The organism is Amycolatopsis acidiphila, from assembly GCF_021391495.1.
Lineage (GTDB): Bacteria > Actinomycetota > Actinomycetes > Mycobacteriales > Pseudonocardiaceae > Amycolatopsis_E > Amycolatopsis_E acidiphila.
The window spans coordinates 7,180,595-7,195,755 of record NZ_CP090063.1 but is presented as its reverse complement, the minus strand read 5'-3'; the positions used below and the strand labels follow the sequence as shown (position 1 = coordinate 7,195,755).

Below are 15,161 nucleotides of genomic sequence, written 5' to 3'. Positions count from 1 at the left end.
GCCGGAGTCTTTCTAGCGCAGGCCGGCCGTCCGGTAAGGGCCGGGGTGGGGAAAAGTTCGGAAAATCACTGGCCGTGTCGATGAACACCGCTGGGCGCCGGTTTTCGCGACAATCCGCGACGGTTTTCGGCGCGACCGGTACGGCGGGCCTGCACTCCTGGTTCAGAGTTGTTTACCGAGCAGTAGGTCGCGCACGCCCGCGACGGCGTGGGTGAAGGGCTCCTCGGAACCGGCCGCGCGGGCCAGGACGTAACCGCCCTGGACGACCGCGGCCACGGCTGCGGCCACGTCCACCGGGTCGAGGTCCTCGGCCAGTTCGCCGTTCGCCTTGCCCTCGGCGAGCACCTGAGCGAGCCGGTCCCGCAGCCAGTCGAACGTCTCGCCGACCGGCCGGCGCAGCTCCTCGCTGGCGACGACGTCCGGATCCTGTGCGAGCCGCCCGACGCGGCAGCCACGCAGGATCTCGCGCTCCCTGTCCAGGTAGGCCGAGATCCGCTCGACCGCGGTGCCCGCGCCGGACAGCGCGGACTCGGCCTCTTCCCGCAGTTCGGCCGCGCTGCGCGAGATCGCCGCCAGCGCGAGCTCGGACTTGCCCGCGAAGTGGTGGTACATGCTGCCCTGGCCCGCTTGGGCGTGCTGCTGGATGGCCTTCGGGCTGGTCCCGACGTAGCCGCGATCCCAGAGCAGCTCCTGCGTGCTGGTGATCAGCCGTTCCACCGTGTCCACGGTGCCGATTGTACCTACTGGTTGGTACGGGTCGCGAGAAGCTGGGGTGCGTGCTCGCGGACAGCGGCGAGCACCTCGTCGATGTCGGGGTTGACCATCGCGACCGGCCCGACGAACACGGTCGGCACCGTCTCGTTGCCGTTCGCGGCCGTGCGGACGCGGGCCCTGCCGTCGTCGTCCTCCCAGATGTTGACCTCGTGCAGGGGCAGGCCGGCCCGCTCGAGGTGGGCGCGCAGCATCATGCAGAACCCGCAGCCGGGCCGCCAGTAGAACTCGACAGCACTTTCGTGCGCAGTGGTCATGGCTCCAGGTTAACCATTTCCCGGTGATCGTAACTCGTCCGTGATCTTGAGAAGTAACACGATCGGGGGAAATTACGAAATGTCTGTCGCGGGGTGACGCGACTGTTGCGTCCCAATGGCGCAATGGAGGCACGCGTTGTTCATCCGGTCTCGTTATGCTGCCCGGATTTTGCTACTTTCCGTAATTGCAATTCTCGTCGGCTGGGGAGTCGCTCCGACCGCGCTCGCCGACGACTCGACCTCGGCGCACAACACGCTGCGCACCGGCTGGGACGACGACGAAGCCGGCCTGGTGCCGTCGCAGGTGAGCGCGGCCGACTTCGGCCAGCTGTTCTCCGCGAACGTCAACGGCCAGGTCTACGCCCAGCCCGTCGTGGCGAACGGCGTCGTGGTCGCCGCCACCGAGAACAACGAGGTCTACGGCCTCGACGCGGTGACCGGCGCCCAGAAGTGGAGCGTCGACTTCGGCCCGGCCTGGCCGGCGTCCACCGTCAGCTGTGGTGACCTCGTCCCGAACATCGGCGTCACGGCCACGCCCGTCTACGACCCGTCGACCGGCACCGTCTACCTCACCGCGAAGGTCAACGACGGGCCCGACGCCCAGCATCCGCACTGGTACCTGCACGCGCTGGACGCGAAGACCGGCGCCGAGCGCGCGGGCTTCCCGACCACGATCAAGGGCGCGCCGACGAACAACCCGAGCGTGCCGTTCAACCCGATGACCGCGATGCAGCGGCCTGGGCTGCTGCTGCTCGACGGGGTCGTCTACGCCGGGTTCGCCAGCCACTGCGACTACACGCCGTACGTCGGCTACATCGTCGGCGTCAATGCCTCGACCGGTGCCCAGACCACGATCTGGGCCACCGAGGCCTCGGCCTCGGACGAGGGCGGGATCTGGGAGTCCGGCGCCGGGCTGCTCTCCGACGGGCCCGGTCGCATCATCGTCGCTACCGGCAACGGCATCGCGCCCGCGCCCGGCCCCGGCGAGGACCCGCCGGCCACCCTCGGCGAGTCGGTCGTGCGGCTGGCCGTCAACAGCGACGGGTCCCTCACCCCGCAGAGCTTCTTCAGCCCGCACGACAACACGAAGCTCAACCAGGACGACGCCGACCTCGGCTCGGGCGGCCCGATGGCGCTGCCGTCGAACTTCGGCACCACCGCGCACCCGCGCCTGGTCGTCCAGGTCGGCAAGGACGGCCGGGTCTACCTGCTCGACGCCGACCACCTCGGCGGCTCCGGGCAGGGGGCGGGCGGCGGGGACGCCGTCGTCGGCATGACCGGCCCGTTCCAGGGCGTCTGGGGCCGGCCCGGCTTCTGGGGCGGCGACGGCGGTTACGTCTACGTCGTCGGCAACACCGGACCGCTGCGTGCGCTGAAGTACTCCGCCGCCGGGCCGTCGCTGACCTCGGTCGGCACGACCACCGACAACTTCGGCTACACCTCGGGTTCGCCGGTGGTCACCTCCACCGGCACGACCTCGGGCTCGGCGCTGGTGTGGGTCGTCTACAGCACGGGCCCGACCGGGGCGAACGCCCAGCTGCGCGCGTACGACCCGGTGCCGGTCAACGGCGTGCTGAAGCTGCGCTACTCCGCCCCGATCGGCACGGCGGTCAAGTTCTCGGTGCCCGCCACCGACAACGGCCGGGTCTACGTCGGCACCCGGGACGGCAAGATCCTCGGCTTCGGCAGGCCGACCACCGCCGTGCTGGCGACCAAGCCGTACGACTTCGGCTCGACCGCGGTCGGCACCACGGAGAACGCGACCGTCACCGTCACGGCGAACCGTGATCTCACGGTCACCGGCGCCACCGCGGACGCTCCCTTCGTCACCTCGCTCACCACGCCGGTGAGCCTGGTCAAGGGGCAGACACTGACCGTGCCGATCAGCTACACGCCGTCCGCCTGGGGCGCGTCGACCGGCAGCCTGACCTTCAGCACCAACGTCGGCACCACCGCGATGGACCTGCACGGGCAGGGCACGCAGCCGGGCCTCGGCGCGACACCCACCTCGCTCGACTTCGGGCAGGTGCGCACGGGTGCGGCGAAGGAGCTCGGCGTCAACATCATCAACACGGGCACCACCGCGGAGACGATCACCGCGGTGACCGCGCCGGGCGGACCGTTCAGCGCGGACCAGCTGCCCACGGCGGGCACCGTGCTGGCGGCGGGTGCGTCGACGACGGTCCCGGTCACCTACACGCCGACGACGGGCACGGACACCGGGAAGCCCGAAAGCGGCGCGCTCACGCTGTCGAGCGACCAGGGCTCGGTGACCGTGCCGATGACGGGCACCGCGCTGACGGGCAAGCCGCAGCTGACGCTCGACCCGACGGTGGTGGACTTCCACACGGTCCCGGTCGGGCAGTCGGTGACGCTCTCGTTCACCGTGGCCAACACCGGCACGGTGCCGCTGACGATCACCAAGGCGAAGGCGCCTGCGGGCGTGTTCCACAGCGACGACCCGCTGGCCGAGGGGCAGCCGATCCCGCCGGGCGAGGAGATGCAGCAGAAGGTGACCTTCACCCCGTCCGACGCCTACCCGGCGACGGCGGTGTACGAGATCACCGGTGACGACCTCGAGACCGCCAAGACCGTGACCCTGCAAGGGAACACCGACCCGATCACCGACTACTACAACAAGCTCGGCGGCGCCCGCGGCTCGTTCCTGAGTGACCCTGTATCGGCGCAGTACGCGACGGCGGGCGGCGGCAAGGCCCAGGACTTCCGCGGCGGCAGCATCTACTGGTCCGCGGCGACGGGTGCGCACGCGATGCTGGGCGACATCCTGGCCAAGTACAAGGCGCTCGGCGGGCCGGCCGGCAGCCTCGGCTACCCGATCACCGACGAGCAGGGCACGCCGGACGGAGTGGGGCGGTACAACCACTTCTCGCGGGCGGACGGCGCGTCGATCTACTGGACGCCCAACACCGGGGCGCATGCCATCCAGGGTGCGATCCGGACGAAGTGGGCGTCGATGGGCTGGGAGACCGGGCCGCAGGGGTACCCGATCACGGACGAGACGACGACCCCGGACGGGACCGGGAAGTACAACCACTTCTCGCGCCCGGACGGCGCGTCGATCTACTGGACGGCGAACACCGGCGCGTGGTCGATCCAGGGGCAGATCCGGGACCGGTGGACCGCGCTCAGCCGTGAGCAGGGCCCGCTCGGCTACCCGACGACGGACGAGCTGGGCACGCCGGACGGGGTGGGGCGGTACAACCACTTCAGCAAACAGGCGTCGATCTACTGGACCCCGTCGACGGGTCCGGCGGCGATCTACGGCCTGATCCGGCAGCAGTGGGCGTCGATGGGCTGGGAGCGCAGCGCGCTGGGCTACCCGAGCTCGGACGAGTACGGCATCAACGGCGGCAGGCGGAACGACTTCGTGCACGGGTGGATCACGTTCTGGTTCTCGAACGGTTCGATCCAGGTGACCTACCGCTGACCGTTCGGGGCGCCGGGACCACCGGCGCCCCGAACCGTCTACTCAGGACCAGGTGCGGCCGGTGATCCGTTCGTACGCCTCGGCGTACCGGCGCCGGGTGGCCTCCACGATGTCGGCGGGGACCTCCGGGCCCGGCTCCGTCTTGTCCCAGCCGGTGCCGGCTGCCCAGTCTCGGACGAACTGCTTGTCGAAGGCGTACTGCGGCCGTCCCGGCTCCCACTCGTCGGCGGGCCAGAACCGCGACGAGTCCGAGGTGAGGACCTCGTCACCGAGGGTCAGCACACCCTCGGTGTCCCAGCCGAACTCCAGCTTCGTGTCCGCGACGATGATGCCCTGTCCGGCCGCGTGCTCGGCGCCCTTGCGGTAGATCTCGAGGGTCAGCTCGCGCAGCCGCTCCGCGGTCTCGCGGCCCTCCTGGTTCACCACGTCGCCGAAGGTGATGAACTCGTCGTGTCCCTCGCTCGCCTTCGTGGTCGGCGTGAAGATCGGCTCGGGCAGCTTGCTGCCCTCCTCGAGCCCAGGCGGCAGCGCGACGCCGGACACCGTGCCGTACTTCTGGTACTCGCGCAGCCCGAGCCCCGCGAGGTAACCGCGGGCGATGCACTCGACCTGCACCATCTTCAGCGGCTTGCAGCGCATCGCCCGGCCGGCGAACTCCTCGGGCACGTCCGTCACGGACAGCACGTGGTTGGGCACGACCTCGCGGAAGTGCTCGAACCACCAGTTCGACAGCTGGGTCAGCAGCGCGCCCTTGCCCGGGATCGGGGTGGGCAGCGCCACGTCGTAGACCGAGATCCGGTCGGACGCCACGAGCAGGATGTCGTCGCCATCGAGGTAGAGGTCGCGAACCTTGCCCGCGTGCACGTGCTCCATGCGCCCATCCTAAAGGCCGTGCTCCACCGCGCTTGACCTCCAGTAAGGTCGAGGTCTCAGGTGGTCTCATGACCGACCGGATCTCCTGGCCCACCTGGCGGCTCGCCCTCGTCATCGTCTTCGGCGCGTTCGTCAGCATGCTCGACACCTCGCTCGTCAACGTCGGGCTCGACGCGATCCGCACCGACCTCGGCGCCACGCTCGACGAGGTGCAGTGGGTGTCGAGCGCCTACCTGATCGCGCTCGCGGCCGCTGTGCGGCTGGCTGGGACGAAAGATCGGAGTCGGGAGGCTGTGGCTGTACGCCTTCGCGGCGTTCACGGTCGCGTCCGGCTTGTGCGCACTCGTCGGTGACCTGGGGTGGCTGGTCGCGGCGCGCGTGGTGCAGGGGATTTCGGCCGGGCTGCTGGTGCCTGCGGGACAGACCATCCTCGGCCAGGCGGTCGGTCCGCGGCGGCTCGGACGCGTGATGGGCATCCTCGGCATCGCCGTGAGCAGCGGTCCGGCGATCGGCCCCACCGTCGGCGGCCTGCTGTTGCACGCACTGCCGTGGCCGTGGCTGTTCGTGATCAACCTGCCCGTGGGCGCGATCGGGTCGCACTCGGCCTGAGGTACGTGCCGCGCGGTGTCGCGACGGCCGTGCCGCGGTTGGACTGGCCGGGGTTCCTGCTGATCGGCGCCGGCCTGCCGCTGTTCGTCTACGCCGTCACCACGTTCGGCGAGAAGCCGACGCTCACCGCGCCGACGGTGGCGATCCCCTTGTTCCTCGGCCTCGCCGGGATCATCGCGTTCGGTGTCCGCGCGTGGCGACGGGAGCATGCGCTGCTGGACCTGCGGCTGTTCCGCGACCGGGTGTACGCGGCGGCCGCGGCGTCGTCGGCGTTCATCGGTGCCTCGATGTTCGGCGCGATGCTGTTGTTCCCGCTCTACTTCCAGCTCCTGCGCGGCGCGGACGTCGTGACCACCGGCCTGTCGCTGGTCTCGCTCGGGGTCGGCACGATGGTCGCCCTGCCGTTCGCGGGCCGGCTCAGCGACCGGCTCAGCGACCGGCTCGGCGGTGGGGTCGTCGCGTTCGGCGGCGCCGTGTTCACGGTGCTGACGACCTTGCCGTTCGCGCTGCTCGCGGTCGTGCTGGCCCGACACCTGGCGCCGAGGGAGCCTTCCACGCCGCGTTCTGGTGGCTGACGGGCGCTTCGGCGCTCGCGACCGCGGTGACGGCCCTCCTCTGGTCGGCGCAGCGTCCACATGCGACAGTCGGGGTGCCGGTGGAGACGCATGGCTGAGCGCACCGGGGAAAGCGGATATTCTTCCTGGGCATGGCGGACGGTTCGTGGTTGTCCGGCGAGCGGCGGCGTGCGTGGATCGATTTCCTCGGCGCCTGCACCCTCGTCGAGCGGGCGGTGGAGCGGCATCTGCACGCCGACGCGGGTATTTCGCACGCCGAGTACGAGATCCTGACCAGGTTGCGCGCCGCGGGAGGGCGGATGCGGATGGGGGCGCTGGCTGCGGTGCTGTTCTCCCCGGGCGGCAGGCTGAACTACCGGGTCACCCGGCTCGCCCAGCTGGGCCTGGTGCGGCGGGAGCAGCATCCGGTCGACCGGCGTGGGCTGTACGCGGTGCTGACCGCCGAAGGCACGCAGTTCCTCGAACGCATCCAGCCGGGGTACGCGGACGCGGTGCACCGGACCATGGCCGGTGCGCTGACCGAGGAGGAGTTCCTGGAGCTGGGCCGTCTGAGCGGCAAGGTGTTCCGCGCGTTGCGCCCGCCGGAGGCGGAACGTTGAGGCGTGACGGCCGCCAAGACCTGGTCATCCGATGGTGCCGTAGGTTGGTTCGCCGGCGGTGTCGTATGCCAGGTGGAGCATGCCGTTGGGGTAGCTGGCGGATTCGATCAGGCGTAGTGCGGTGGGTGGGATGCCGTCTCCGAACACCTTCTTGCCGGTGCCGAGCACGAGCGGGTCGACCCAGAGGTCGAGCCGGTCGACGAGGCCGAAGCGCAGCAGTGACTGCACCAGGTTGAGGCTGCCGATGACGTGGACCTCCTCGTGGCGGTCCTTCAGTGCGGCGACGCTCTCGGCGATGGGCTGGGTGAGGAGGGTCGAGCCCTGCCAGGTCAGAGGCTCGGTGAGTGTCTGGCTTGCCACGTATTTGGGGACGCCGTTGAGTACTGCGGTGAACGGCATCTCCTGGGGAGCGGTCGGCCAGAAGCGGGCGAACACGTCGTAGGTGCGGCGGCCGAGCAGCAGGACGTCCATCGACTTGGCTGCCTCGAACATGACTCTGCCGGCCTCGGGGTCGCGGAACGGTGCGTGCCATCCGCCGTGGCTGAAGCCACCGTCGCGGTCCTCGTCAGGCTCTCCTCCCGATTGGGCCACCCCGTCCAGGGTCATGAACTCGGCCACGATCAGCTTGCCCACGGTGGTTCCTCTCGTCGGTGTGTCCGTCCGTCAGTGCAGACTCCGCGGAGGCTCGGAACTCATCGGACCGGCATCAGGCGATGCGGACCTTGATGTTCAGGTCAGGTGTGCGGCACGGCCGCCCGCAACGCGGCGGGGGAAAGCCGCGCCAGCGCCAGACCCGCCTTCGCCTCCGGGGTGACCGGGACGGTCGCCTTGCCGGTCGCCACCGCCCGCAGGATCTGCGCCGCCACCTTCTCCGGGCCGAAGTTCCGCCGCCCGTAGGCCCTGGTCGCGTTCGCCCGCTTCCGGTCCTGCTCCTGCGCGCTCACCCCGGAGAACGTCGTCGTCCGGGTGATGTTCGTGGCGACGAGGCCGGGACAGATCGTGGAGACGCCGATCCCGCGGCCGCTCACCTCGGCGCGCAGGCAATCCGACAGCATCAGCACCGCCGCCTTGCTCGTCGAGTAGGCGGCGAGCGACTTCACGGGCAGGTACGCCGCGGCGGACGCGACGTTGACGATGTGCCCGCCCTCCCCGTGCTCGGCCATCAGCCTCCCGAACACCTGGCACCCGTGGATCACGCCCCACAGGTTGACGTCGAGCACCCGCTGCCATTCCTCGGTGGTGGTGGCGAGAAAGCTGCCCGCGTGCCCGACACCCGCGTTGTTGACGACGATGTCCGGCACGCCGTGCCGGTCGGCCACCTCGGCCGCGAACTCGCGCATCGCGGCCTCGTCGGAGACGTCGACCCGGTACGCGTGCCCGCCGGTCGCCCGCGCGGCCGCCTCGTCCAGGTCGCAGACGACGACCTCCGCGCCGGTGGCGGCGAACGCCTGTGCGGTCGCCCGGCCGATGCCGCTGCCCGCGCCCGTCACCACGACGAGCGGACCCGCGGCACCCCGCGCCCGGGCGAGGCCGCGTGCTTCGGGCTCGCCGCCGACGTGGTCGATCAGCTCGGTCGCCATCCGCGCGACCTGCGCGCCGTCGCGCAGCAGCGCCGACCAGTGCCCGGCGTGCAGGCGCCGCCGCCACAGGCGCGGCGCCCACCGTTCGAGCCCCTCGGTGAGCGCCGGGGTGACGTAGTGGTCGCCGGTGGGCGTGATCACCTGCACCGGGACCTGGGTGTGCCGTTCGCGCGGCTTGTTCAGCCGGGACCGGAAGTTGGCCCGGTACAAGGAAACTCCGCGGGCGGCGTCGGACGCCAGCGTCGGCGCCGGATGGCCGGGCCGCGGTGGCACGCCCTCGACGCGGCTGAGCAACAGGGGCCAGCGCCTCGCGAGAACCGTGCGCCACAACAGTTCCGGCAGGACCGGCACGTGGAACGCGAGGATGTACCACGAGTGCAGCTGCTGGGTCAGCGCCTGCTTGAGCTTCCGCGGCGTCGGACGGCGCCAGCGTTCGCGCATCCAGTACGCGGCGTGGTCCAGGCTGGGCCCGGAAAGCGAGGTGTAGGAAGCGATCCGCTCGTGCGCGCCCGGTTCGGTGACCGCCTCCCAGGACTGGATCGAGCCCCAGTCGTGTGCGACGACGTGCACCGGCTCGTCCGGGCTCACCGCGTCGGCGACGGCGAACAGGTCGTCCTTGAGATGCGGCAGCCGGTAGGCGGCGGTGCCGCGCGGGGAGTCGGACGCGCCCGCGCCGCGGACGTCATACCGCACGACGTGGAACCGGGTGGCCAGCTGGGCGGCCACGTCGTCCCACACGGTGTGCGTGTCGGGATAGCCGTGCACGAGCAGCACCGTCGGCGCGTCTGCCGGGCCTTCCTCGAACACCGCGAGCCGGACGTCGCCGGAGACCACTGTCCTCATCCGTCCTCCTCAGGGCCGGCCCGCGCCGGCCGGAAATATGCTACCCGAAAGTAACTATGACCGCGAGTAACACTCAAGAACCGGTAGAGTCCTCTGCTAGCCTGCCGCACGGGTGGGACAGTTGCGGACAAGGGAGCCGAGGCGTGAAAGACCGACACGACGCCTCGATGGACGCGGTCGACCTCGATCACCCGAACTCCGCCCGCGTCTACGACTACTTCCTCGGTGGCACTGCGAACTGGGCGATCGACCGCGTCTTCGGCGACGAGCTGAGCAAGCTGGTCCCGATCATCCGCATCGGCGCCAGGGTGAACCGCGAGTTCCTCGGCCGCGCGGTGCGGCACGCCGTGCGCAACGGGATCACCCAGTTCCTCGATCTCGGCTCGGGTGTCCCCACCGTCGGCAACGTGCACGAGGTCGCGGACACGATCGACCCGGAAAGCCGCTGTGTCTACGTCGACTGCGAACCGGTCGCGGTCGCGCACGCGAAGGTGCTGCTGGAGCGGCACGGCGATCCGGCGCGGCAGGCCGTCCTGCACGCGGACCTGCGCGACGTCGACGCGGTGTGGAAGGCGGCACTGGCCACCCGCGTGCTCGACCCGACGCAGCCGATCGGCCTGCTCATGGTGTCCGTGCTGCACTTCCTGGACCCGCAGGAGGAGGTGCCGGGCGTGGTCGCGGCGTACCGCGACCTGCTGCCGCCGGGATCGCAGCTGGTCATCTCGCACGCGACGTTCGACGCGGTGCCGGACGAGCAGCTGCGCCAGTTCCAGGCCGGCGTCGAGCTGTACCGGCAGGCCGGGATCGCCGCGAGCCCGCGCGACCGCGAGACGATCCGGAGCTATTTCGGGGATTTCGAGCTGGCCGAGCCCGGTCTGACCTGGCTGCCGGAGTGGCACGTGAACGACGGGCCGGCGCTGCTGCGCGAGCAGCCCGCGGCGTGCTGTTTCGTCGGCGGGCTCGGCGTCAAGCGCTGAGCAGGCGCGCCAGTGCCGTGTTGAACTCGGCCGGCCGTTCGAGGTTCGGCAGGTGCGCGGCGCCTTCGATGACGACGAGCTCCGAGTGCGGGACGCTCCGGTGGATCAGCTCGGCGTCCGCGAGCGGGGTGAACTCGTCCTCGCTGCCGACGACCACGAGCGTGGGCACGCGAACGGTACGGAGAGTTTCCACGTAGTCCGGGCGCTCGGCCCGTCCTCGCAGCGCCGCGGCCGCGCCCTCGGGCCGAGCGCCACGCATCATCGCCAGGACGTGCTCGTCCACTTCGGAGCTGCCCGGGGCGACCATTTTCCGGAGCACTTCGTCGGCGTACGGGCCCATTCCTTCTCGGAGCAATCGCGCGGCCATCTCGGTGCGATTCTGCTTGCCCTGCCCGGTCTCCGCGAGCGGTGACGTGTCAGCGAGCAGGAGGCCGGTGAGGCGCTCGGGGAACCGCCGCTGGAACTCCATCGCGATCTGCCCGCCCATCGACAGCCCGCCCAGGACACAGCGGTCGACGTGCAGGTGGTCGAGCAGGTCGGCGAGATCCTCGGCAAACGTTTGCAGCAGGGTTTTCGTACCGCGTACCGGTGTTTCGCCGTAACCGCGCAGGTCGGGGACGAGCACCCGGTGGGTCGCGCTGAAGTGCTCGAGCTGCGGATGCCACATGGTCCGGTCGAACGGGTGGCCGTGCACGAGGAGAAGCACGGGGCCGGTGCCCTTGTCGTCGTAGCGGAGGTCCATGCCTCGAAGCTATCCTCGGAAACCGAGCGGAGCAATGAAAACAATGCTCTCGGTGCAATAAGGGGATCGATGGACGACTATCACGGGATCGCGGACGCACTGGCCGCCGACATCGCCGCCGGACGGTTGCGCGGCGGGGACAGGCTGCCGCCGCAACGCCGGTTCGCCCGCGACCGCGGGATCGCGAACTCGACCGCGTCCCGGGTCTACGGCGAGCTGATCCGGCGGGGCCTCGCGGTGGGCGAGACAGGACGCGGCACCTTCATCCGCGCGGCCGGGGCGCGACCGGAGCCGGCACTGGCCGAACCGGCCGCGGCCACCGTCGATCTCGAGCTGAACTTCCCGGTGCTGCCGGAGATGTCGGCGCTGGTGGCGGACAGCCTCGCGGCGTTGCTGCGGCCGGACGCCCTCACCGCCGCGTTGCGGCCCACGGGCCTTTCCGGTTCGCCGGTCACCCGTGAGGTCGCGGCGCGCCATCTCGCACGCGGCGGCTGGACCCCCGATCCGGGAAGCCTGCTCTTCACGGGCAACGGCAGGCAGGCGATCGCGGCCGTCGTCGCCGCGCTCGTGCCCGCGGGTGAGCGGCTCGGCGTCGAGGAGCTGACTTATCCAGTGGTGAAAGGGATCGCGGCGCGGCTCGGGGTCACGCTGGTGCCGATCGAGATGGACGCGGACGGCATGGTGCCCGGCGCGCTGGCCTCGACGCCACGACTGCGGGCGGTGTACGTGCAGTCGTCCCTGCACAACCCGCTCGGCGTGACGATGTCCGCACGTCGGCAGGCCGAGCTCGCGGAAGTCGTTGCGGCGCGGGAGCTTCACCTGATCGACGACGGGATCAACGGGTTTCTGGCGCCGGAGACGGCGCCGCCGGCGTCCGACCGCGCGGTCGTGCTGGACAGCCTGTCGAAGCGCCTCGGCCCGGGGCTCACCCTCGGCTTCGTGTCCGCACCGCCGGAACTCGCCGATCGAGTGGCCACGGCGATCCGTTCGGGTGGCTGGGCGCCGGCCCATTTCGCCCTCGAGGCGGGAACGCGCCTCATGGCGGACGGCACGCTGACGAAGATCGAGGCCGCGAAGCGCGCGGACGCGGCCGCGCGGCAGGCCCTCGCCCATGAGCGGCTGCCGGTCCGCGCGGACCGGCGGTCGTATCACTGCTGGTGGGAGCTGCCGGACCCGTGGCGCGCGGAAACCTTCGTGGCCGCCGCCGCCCGCCGGGGCATCGCCGTCACCCCGGCCGCGGCGTTCGCCGTCACCCCCGGGCGCGCCCCCAACGCCGTGCGGCTGGCCCTGGCTTCGCCCCCGGTGCCGGTGCTCGCGCAGGCGCTGGACACGCTGGCCGGGCTCGCCCGCACCACGCCGGAGGACGTCGGGGTGGAGTGACGCCCGGCGGCGGCTCCGCCGAATAGCGGCCGCCCCCCGTCGCTTCTAGGGTCTGTGGAATGAAAACCGAGGAGCGACTGCGGGACGCGATCCCGCCCCGGACGATCCTGCTCGTCGCCGGGGTGCTGCTGCTGCAGCTCGGCTTCATCCTGTCCTATGTGGGCGCCTTCCACAGTCCCGCCCCGCACCGGGTGACGCTCGCCGTCGTCGGTCCACAAGCGACGGTCGACCAGCTCGACGAGCTCGCCGGCGCACCGCTCGACGCGAGCACCGCCGGGAGTGAGGCCGAAGCCCGCGCGCGCATCCTCGACCGGGAGGTCACCGCCGGTCTGGTGCTCAACCCGAGCGGCACCACGGACACCCTGCTCGTCGCCTCGGCAGGCGGTCCCGCGCTCGCCACCGCCGTCCAGCAGGTCGTCACCCAGGTCGAGACCGCGCAGGGACGGACGGTCAACACCGTCGACCTCGTCGCCCCCGAACCGGGTGACGCGCGGGCGCTGACCGGGTTCTACGCGGTCGTCGGCTGGCTCGTCGGCGGGTACCTCGCCGCCGCCGCGCTCGGCATCGCCCGCGGCGCCCGCCCGGCGACCCTGCAACGCACCGGTTTCCGGCTCGGCGCGATGGTCCCGTACGCGATCCTCTCCGGACTCGGCGGGGCGCTGATCCTCGACCAGTGGCTGCACGCGCTCACCGGCCACTTCTTCGCGCTGTGGTGGATCGGCGCGATGCTCACCTTCGCCGCCGCGACCGTCACGATGGCCTTCCAGGTGCTGTTCGGGGTGATCGGCGTCGGCGTGACCGTGCTGGTCTTCGTCATCCTCGGCAACCCGAGCGCGGGCGGCGCGTACCAGGCCGAGCTGCTGCCCACCTTCTGGCGTGCGATCGGCGGCGCCATCCCGAACGGCGCGGGCACCGAGGCACTGCGCAACTTCGGCTACTTCGACGGCCACGCCACCCTGCGCCCGCTCCTGGTCATCGCGATCTGGGGCGTGGCGGGGCTCCTCGTCACGCTCGTCGCGTCGGCCCTGCGCCTACGACGCCGGGACCGGCTGGGGTAGCGGGTCGCAGGTGACGTCGGCGCGGTTGCCCGGCTTGCGGTCGGGCAGGTTGCCCGTCAGCAGGTAGTCCGCGATCTTGTCGTCGACGCAGGCGTTCCCGCGCGGCGTGATCGCGTGGCTGGTGCCGCCCGGCTCGGCGATCAGCACCGCACCCGGGAACCGCTTGCGCACTTCGAGGCTGCCCTCGTACGGCGTCGGCGCGTCGAGCGTCTCGTCGATCATCAGCACGCTGGAAACCTTGCTGCCGTTGACGTTCACCGGCTTGCCCGCCTTGGCAGGCCAGTTCAGGCACGGCGCGTTGAACCAGGCGTTCTGCCAGGTGAAGTACGGCGCCTGCGCGAAGGTGCGCCAGTTGTCGGCCCGCCACTGGTTCCAGCTGGTCGGCCACTGCACGTCGGTGCACTGCACCGCGAGGTACACCGCGTACCCGTTGTCGTCCCCGCGGCCGCCGTACGTCTCGAACAGGGTCTTCATCGTCTGCCAGTCACCGGAGTTGACGAACTTCGAGAACGCGTCGCCCAGCGTGGTCCACCGCAGCTGGTAGTAGGACGCCTGCTGGAACACGTCGATCCACTCGTCGGGTCCGATGACCCCGCCCGCCGGCTGGAAGGACAGCTTGGCCAGCTGCTCGTCGAACAGCCGCTCGACCGCGTCGCCCGTCTTGCCGAGGTGGTAGACCGAGTCGTACTTCGCCACCCAGCCGAACCAGATCCGGATGTTGCGGTCGAAGCCGAGGTCCTGGTTCAGGTTGGCCTGGTAGAAGACGTACCGCGGGTCGACGGTGCTGTCGAGCACCATCCGCCGCACCCGGTTCGGGAACAGCGTGCCGTAGACCTGCCCGAGGTAGGTGCCGTAGGAGTAGCCGTAGAAGCTCGCCTGCTGCACGCCGAGCGCGGCGCGGATCGAGTCCATGTCCTTGACCGAGTCGACGGTCTTCATGTGCTGCAGCAACGCGAGGTCGTTGTTCTTCGCGCACGCGCCGGCGTAGGACTTCGCGCGCTGCAGCCAGGTCTGCTCCAGCTGCGGCGTGACCGGCAGGTAGTTCGGCCTGCCGTAGTCCATGTAGAGCGGGTCGCACGAGATCGCGGGCTTGCTCGAACCGACGCCGCGTGGGTCGAAGCCGATCCAGTCGTAGGCGTCGCCGGCGTGGTTCGGCAGCTTCGAGCCGCGCGCGGCGAGGTACAGCCCGGACCCGCCGGGACCGCCCGGGTTGGTGAGCATGACGCCCTGGTACCGAGCGTCGGGCACCTTGTGCTTGACCCGTCCGACGGCGAGCTGGATCTTCGCGCCCGAGGGGTGGTCGTAGTCCAGCGGCACGGACAGGTAACCGCATTCGCCGCCCGCGGCGACGAGGGTCGGGTCGGTGCACGGACCCCAGGCGATGGGCTCCGGCGCCGCCACCGCGGCCGGTGCCGCCGTCACGATCGAAGCCATGGTCAATGCGGACGC

15 protein-coding genes are annotated in these 15,161 nt (G+C 70.9%); 8 read left to right on the top strand and 7 right to left on the bottom strand.

Features of this window, described 5'->3' with window-relative positions; translation table 11 throughout:
• Positions 1–162 precede the first annotated feature (162 nt).
• Both LWP59_RS35150 and LWP59_RS35145 read right to left on the bottom strand, forming a co-directional pair.
• Positions 163–726 (bottom strand): TetR/AcrR family transcriptional regulator, encoded by a 564-nt coding sequence (locus LWP59_RS35150; protein ID WP_144645870.1) that lies wholly within the window; start codon positions 724–726, stop codon positions 163–165.
• A gap of 14 nt (positions 727–740) precedes the next feature.
• On the bottom strand, positions 741–1,028 hold the full coding sequence (locus LWP59_RS35145) for a glutaredoxin family protein (RefSeq protein WP_144645871.1): 288 nt from the start codon (positions 1,026–1,028) through the stop codon (positions 741–743).
• Positions 1,029–1,164: 136 nt separating this feature from the next.
• On the opposite strand from LWP59_RS35145, the gene LWP59_RS35140 reads away from it, so the two are divergent.
• Positions 1,165–4,476, top strand: coding sequence for a choice-of-anchor D domain-containing protein (locus LWP59_RS35140; protein WP_233921955.1), 3,312 nt, complete (start codon positions 1,165–1,167; stop codon positions 4,474–4,476).
• A 42-nt stretch (positions 4,477–4,518) separates the two neighbouring features.
• Here LWP59_RS35140 and LWP59_RS35135 read toward each other — a convergent pair whose 3' ends face one another.
• A complete protein-coding gene (locus LWP59_RS35135) occupies positions 4,519–5,349 on the bottom strand; it encodes a phosphoribosylaminoimidazolesuccinocarboxamide synthase (RefSeq protein ID WP_144641484.1) in 831 nt (276 codons plus the stop codon).
• Between the two features lie 68 nt (positions 5,350–5,417).
• On the opposite strand from LWP59_RS35135, the gene LWP59_RS35130 reads away from it, so the two are divergent.
• From LWP59_RS35130 to LWP59_RS35115, 4 genes are all read left to right on the top strand, one after another.
• The gene (locus tag LWP59_RS35130; protein WP_229857867.1) at positions 5,418–5,702 is read left to right on the top strand and encodes a hypothetical protein; all 285 of its coding nucleotides are present in this window, start codon (positions 5,418–5,420) and stop codon (positions 5,700–5,702) included.
• Positions 5,602–5,958 (top strand): MFS transporter, encoded by a 357-nt coding sequence (locus LWP59_RS35125; protein WP_308431753.1) that lies wholly within the window; start codon positions 5,602–5,604, stop codon positions 5,956–5,958. Before LWP59_RS35130 ends, LWP59_RS35125 begins: the two co-directional genes overlap by 101 nt.
• A gap of 5 nt (positions 5,959–5,963) precedes the next feature.
• Complete coding sequence (locus tag LWP59_RS35120) at positions 5,964–6,533, top strand: efflux MFS transporter permease (RefSeq protein WP_229857866.1); 570 nt, start codon at positions 5,964–5,966, stop codon at positions 6,531–6,533.
• 131 nt (positions 6,534–6,664) lie between these two features.
• The gene (locus LWP59_RS35115; RefSeq protein ID WP_144641481.1) at positions 6,665–7,132 is read left to right on the top strand and encodes a MarR family winged helix-turn-helix transcriptional regulator; all 468 of its coding nucleotides are present in this window, start codon (positions 6,665–6,667) and stop codon (positions 7,130–7,132) included.
• A 24-nt stretch (positions 7,133–7,156) separates the two neighbouring features.
• On the opposite strand, the gene LWP59_RS35110 is transcribed toward LWP59_RS35115, so the two are convergent.
• Entirely contained in the window at positions 7,157–7,765 is a 609-nt protein-coding gene (locus LWP59_RS35110; RefSeq protein ID WP_144641478.1) for a dihydrofolate reductase family protein, read from the bottom strand.
• 101 nt (positions 7,766–7,866) lie between these two features.
• Positions 7,867–9,555, bottom strand: a complete 1,689-nt coding sequence (locus LWP59_RS35105; RefSeq protein WP_144641475.1) for an SDR family oxidoreductase — start codon at positions 9,553–9,555, stop codon at positions 7,867–7,869.
• A gap of 143 nt (positions 9,556–9,698) precedes the next feature.
• Here LWP59_RS35105 and LWP59_RS35100 point away from each other — a divergent pair, with 143 nt between their 5' ends.
• Positions 9,699–10,532 (top strand): SAM-dependent methyltransferase, encoded by an 834-nt coding sequence (locus tag LWP59_RS35100; protein WP_229857865.1) that lies wholly within the window; start codon positions 9,699–9,701, stop codon positions 10,530–10,532.
• On the opposite strand, the gene LWP59_RS35095 is transcribed toward LWP59_RS35100, so the two are convergent.
• Complete coding sequence (locus LWP59_RS35095) at positions 10,522–11,274, bottom strand: alpha/beta fold hydrolase (protein ID WP_144641472.1); 753 nt, start codon at positions 11,272–11,274, stop codon at positions 10,522–10,524. The genes LWP59_RS35100 and LWP59_RS35095 overlap by 11 nt on opposite strands.
• 69 nt (positions 11,275–11,343) lie before the next feature.
• On the opposite strand from LWP59_RS35095, the gene LWP59_RS35090 reads away from it, so the two are divergent.
• The gene (locus LWP59_RS35090) at positions 11,344–12,654 is read left to right on the top strand and encodes an aminotransferase-like domain-containing protein (RefSeq protein WP_144641469.1); all 1,311 of its coding nucleotides are present in this window, start codon (positions 11,344–11,346) and stop codon (positions 12,652–12,654) included.
• 59 nt (positions 12,655–12,713) lie between these two features.
• Positions 12,714–13,712, top strand: a complete 999-nt coding sequence (locus LWP59_RS35085; protein ID WP_144641466.1) for an ABC transporter permease — start codon at positions 12,714–12,716, stop codon at positions 13,710–13,712.
• Here the strand turns inward: LWP59_RS35085 and LWP59_RS35080 are convergent.
• Positions 13,686–15,146 carry an alpha/beta hydrolase gene (locus LWP59_RS35080; protein WP_144641511.1) on the bottom strand — a complete coding sequence of 487 codons (1,461 nt, stop codon included), beginning with the start codon at positions 15,144–15,146 and terminating at the stop codon, positions 13,686–13,688. The two genes, LWP59_RS35085 and LWP59_RS35080, sit on opposite strands and share 27 nt — an antisense overlap.
• Positions 15,147–15,161: the final 15 nt, after the last annotated feature.

What these genes read in the sequence shown, in the direction of transcription:
- LWP59_RS35145 (WP_144645871.1), bottom strand. Translation starts at nt 1,028, where the DNA reads ATGACCACTGCGCACGAAAGTGCTGTCGAGTTCTACTGGCGGCCCGGC.
- LWP59_RS35135 (WP_144641484.1), bottom strand. Translation starts at nt 5,349, where the DNA reads ATGGAGCACGTGCACGCGGGCAAGGTTCGCGACCTCTACCTCGATGGC.
- LWP59_RS35130 (WP_229857867.1), top strand. Translation starts at nt 5,418, where the DNA reads ATGACCGACCGGATCTCCTGGCCCACCTGGCGGCTCGCCCTCGTCATC.
- LWP59_RS35115 (WP_144641481.1), top strand. Translation starts at nt 6,665, where the DNA reads ATGGCGGACGGTTCGTGGTTGTCCGGCGAGCGGCGGCGTGCGTGGATC.
- LWP59_RS35105 (WP_144641475.1), bottom strand. Translation starts at nt 9,555, where the DNA reads ATGAGGACAGTGGTCTCCGGCGACGTCCGGCTCGCGGTGTTCGAGGAA.
- LWP59_RS35095 (WP_144641472.1), bottom strand. Translation starts at nt 11,274, where the DNA reads ATGGACCTCCGCTACGACGACAAGGGCACCGGCCCCGTGCTTCTCCTC.
- LWP59_RS35090 (WP_144641469.1), top strand. Translation starts at nt 11,344, where the DNA reads ATGGACGACTATCACGGGATCGCGGACGCACTGGCCGCCGACATCGCC.
- LWP59_RS35085 (WP_144641466.1), top strand. Translation starts at nt 12,714, where the DNA reads ATGAAAACCGAGGAGCGACTGCGGGACGCGATCCCGCCCCGGACGATC.
- LWP59_RS35080 (WP_144641511.1), bottom strand. Translation starts at nt 15,146, where the DNA reads ATGGCTTCGATCGTGACGGCGGCACCGGCCGCGGTGGCGGCGCCGGAG.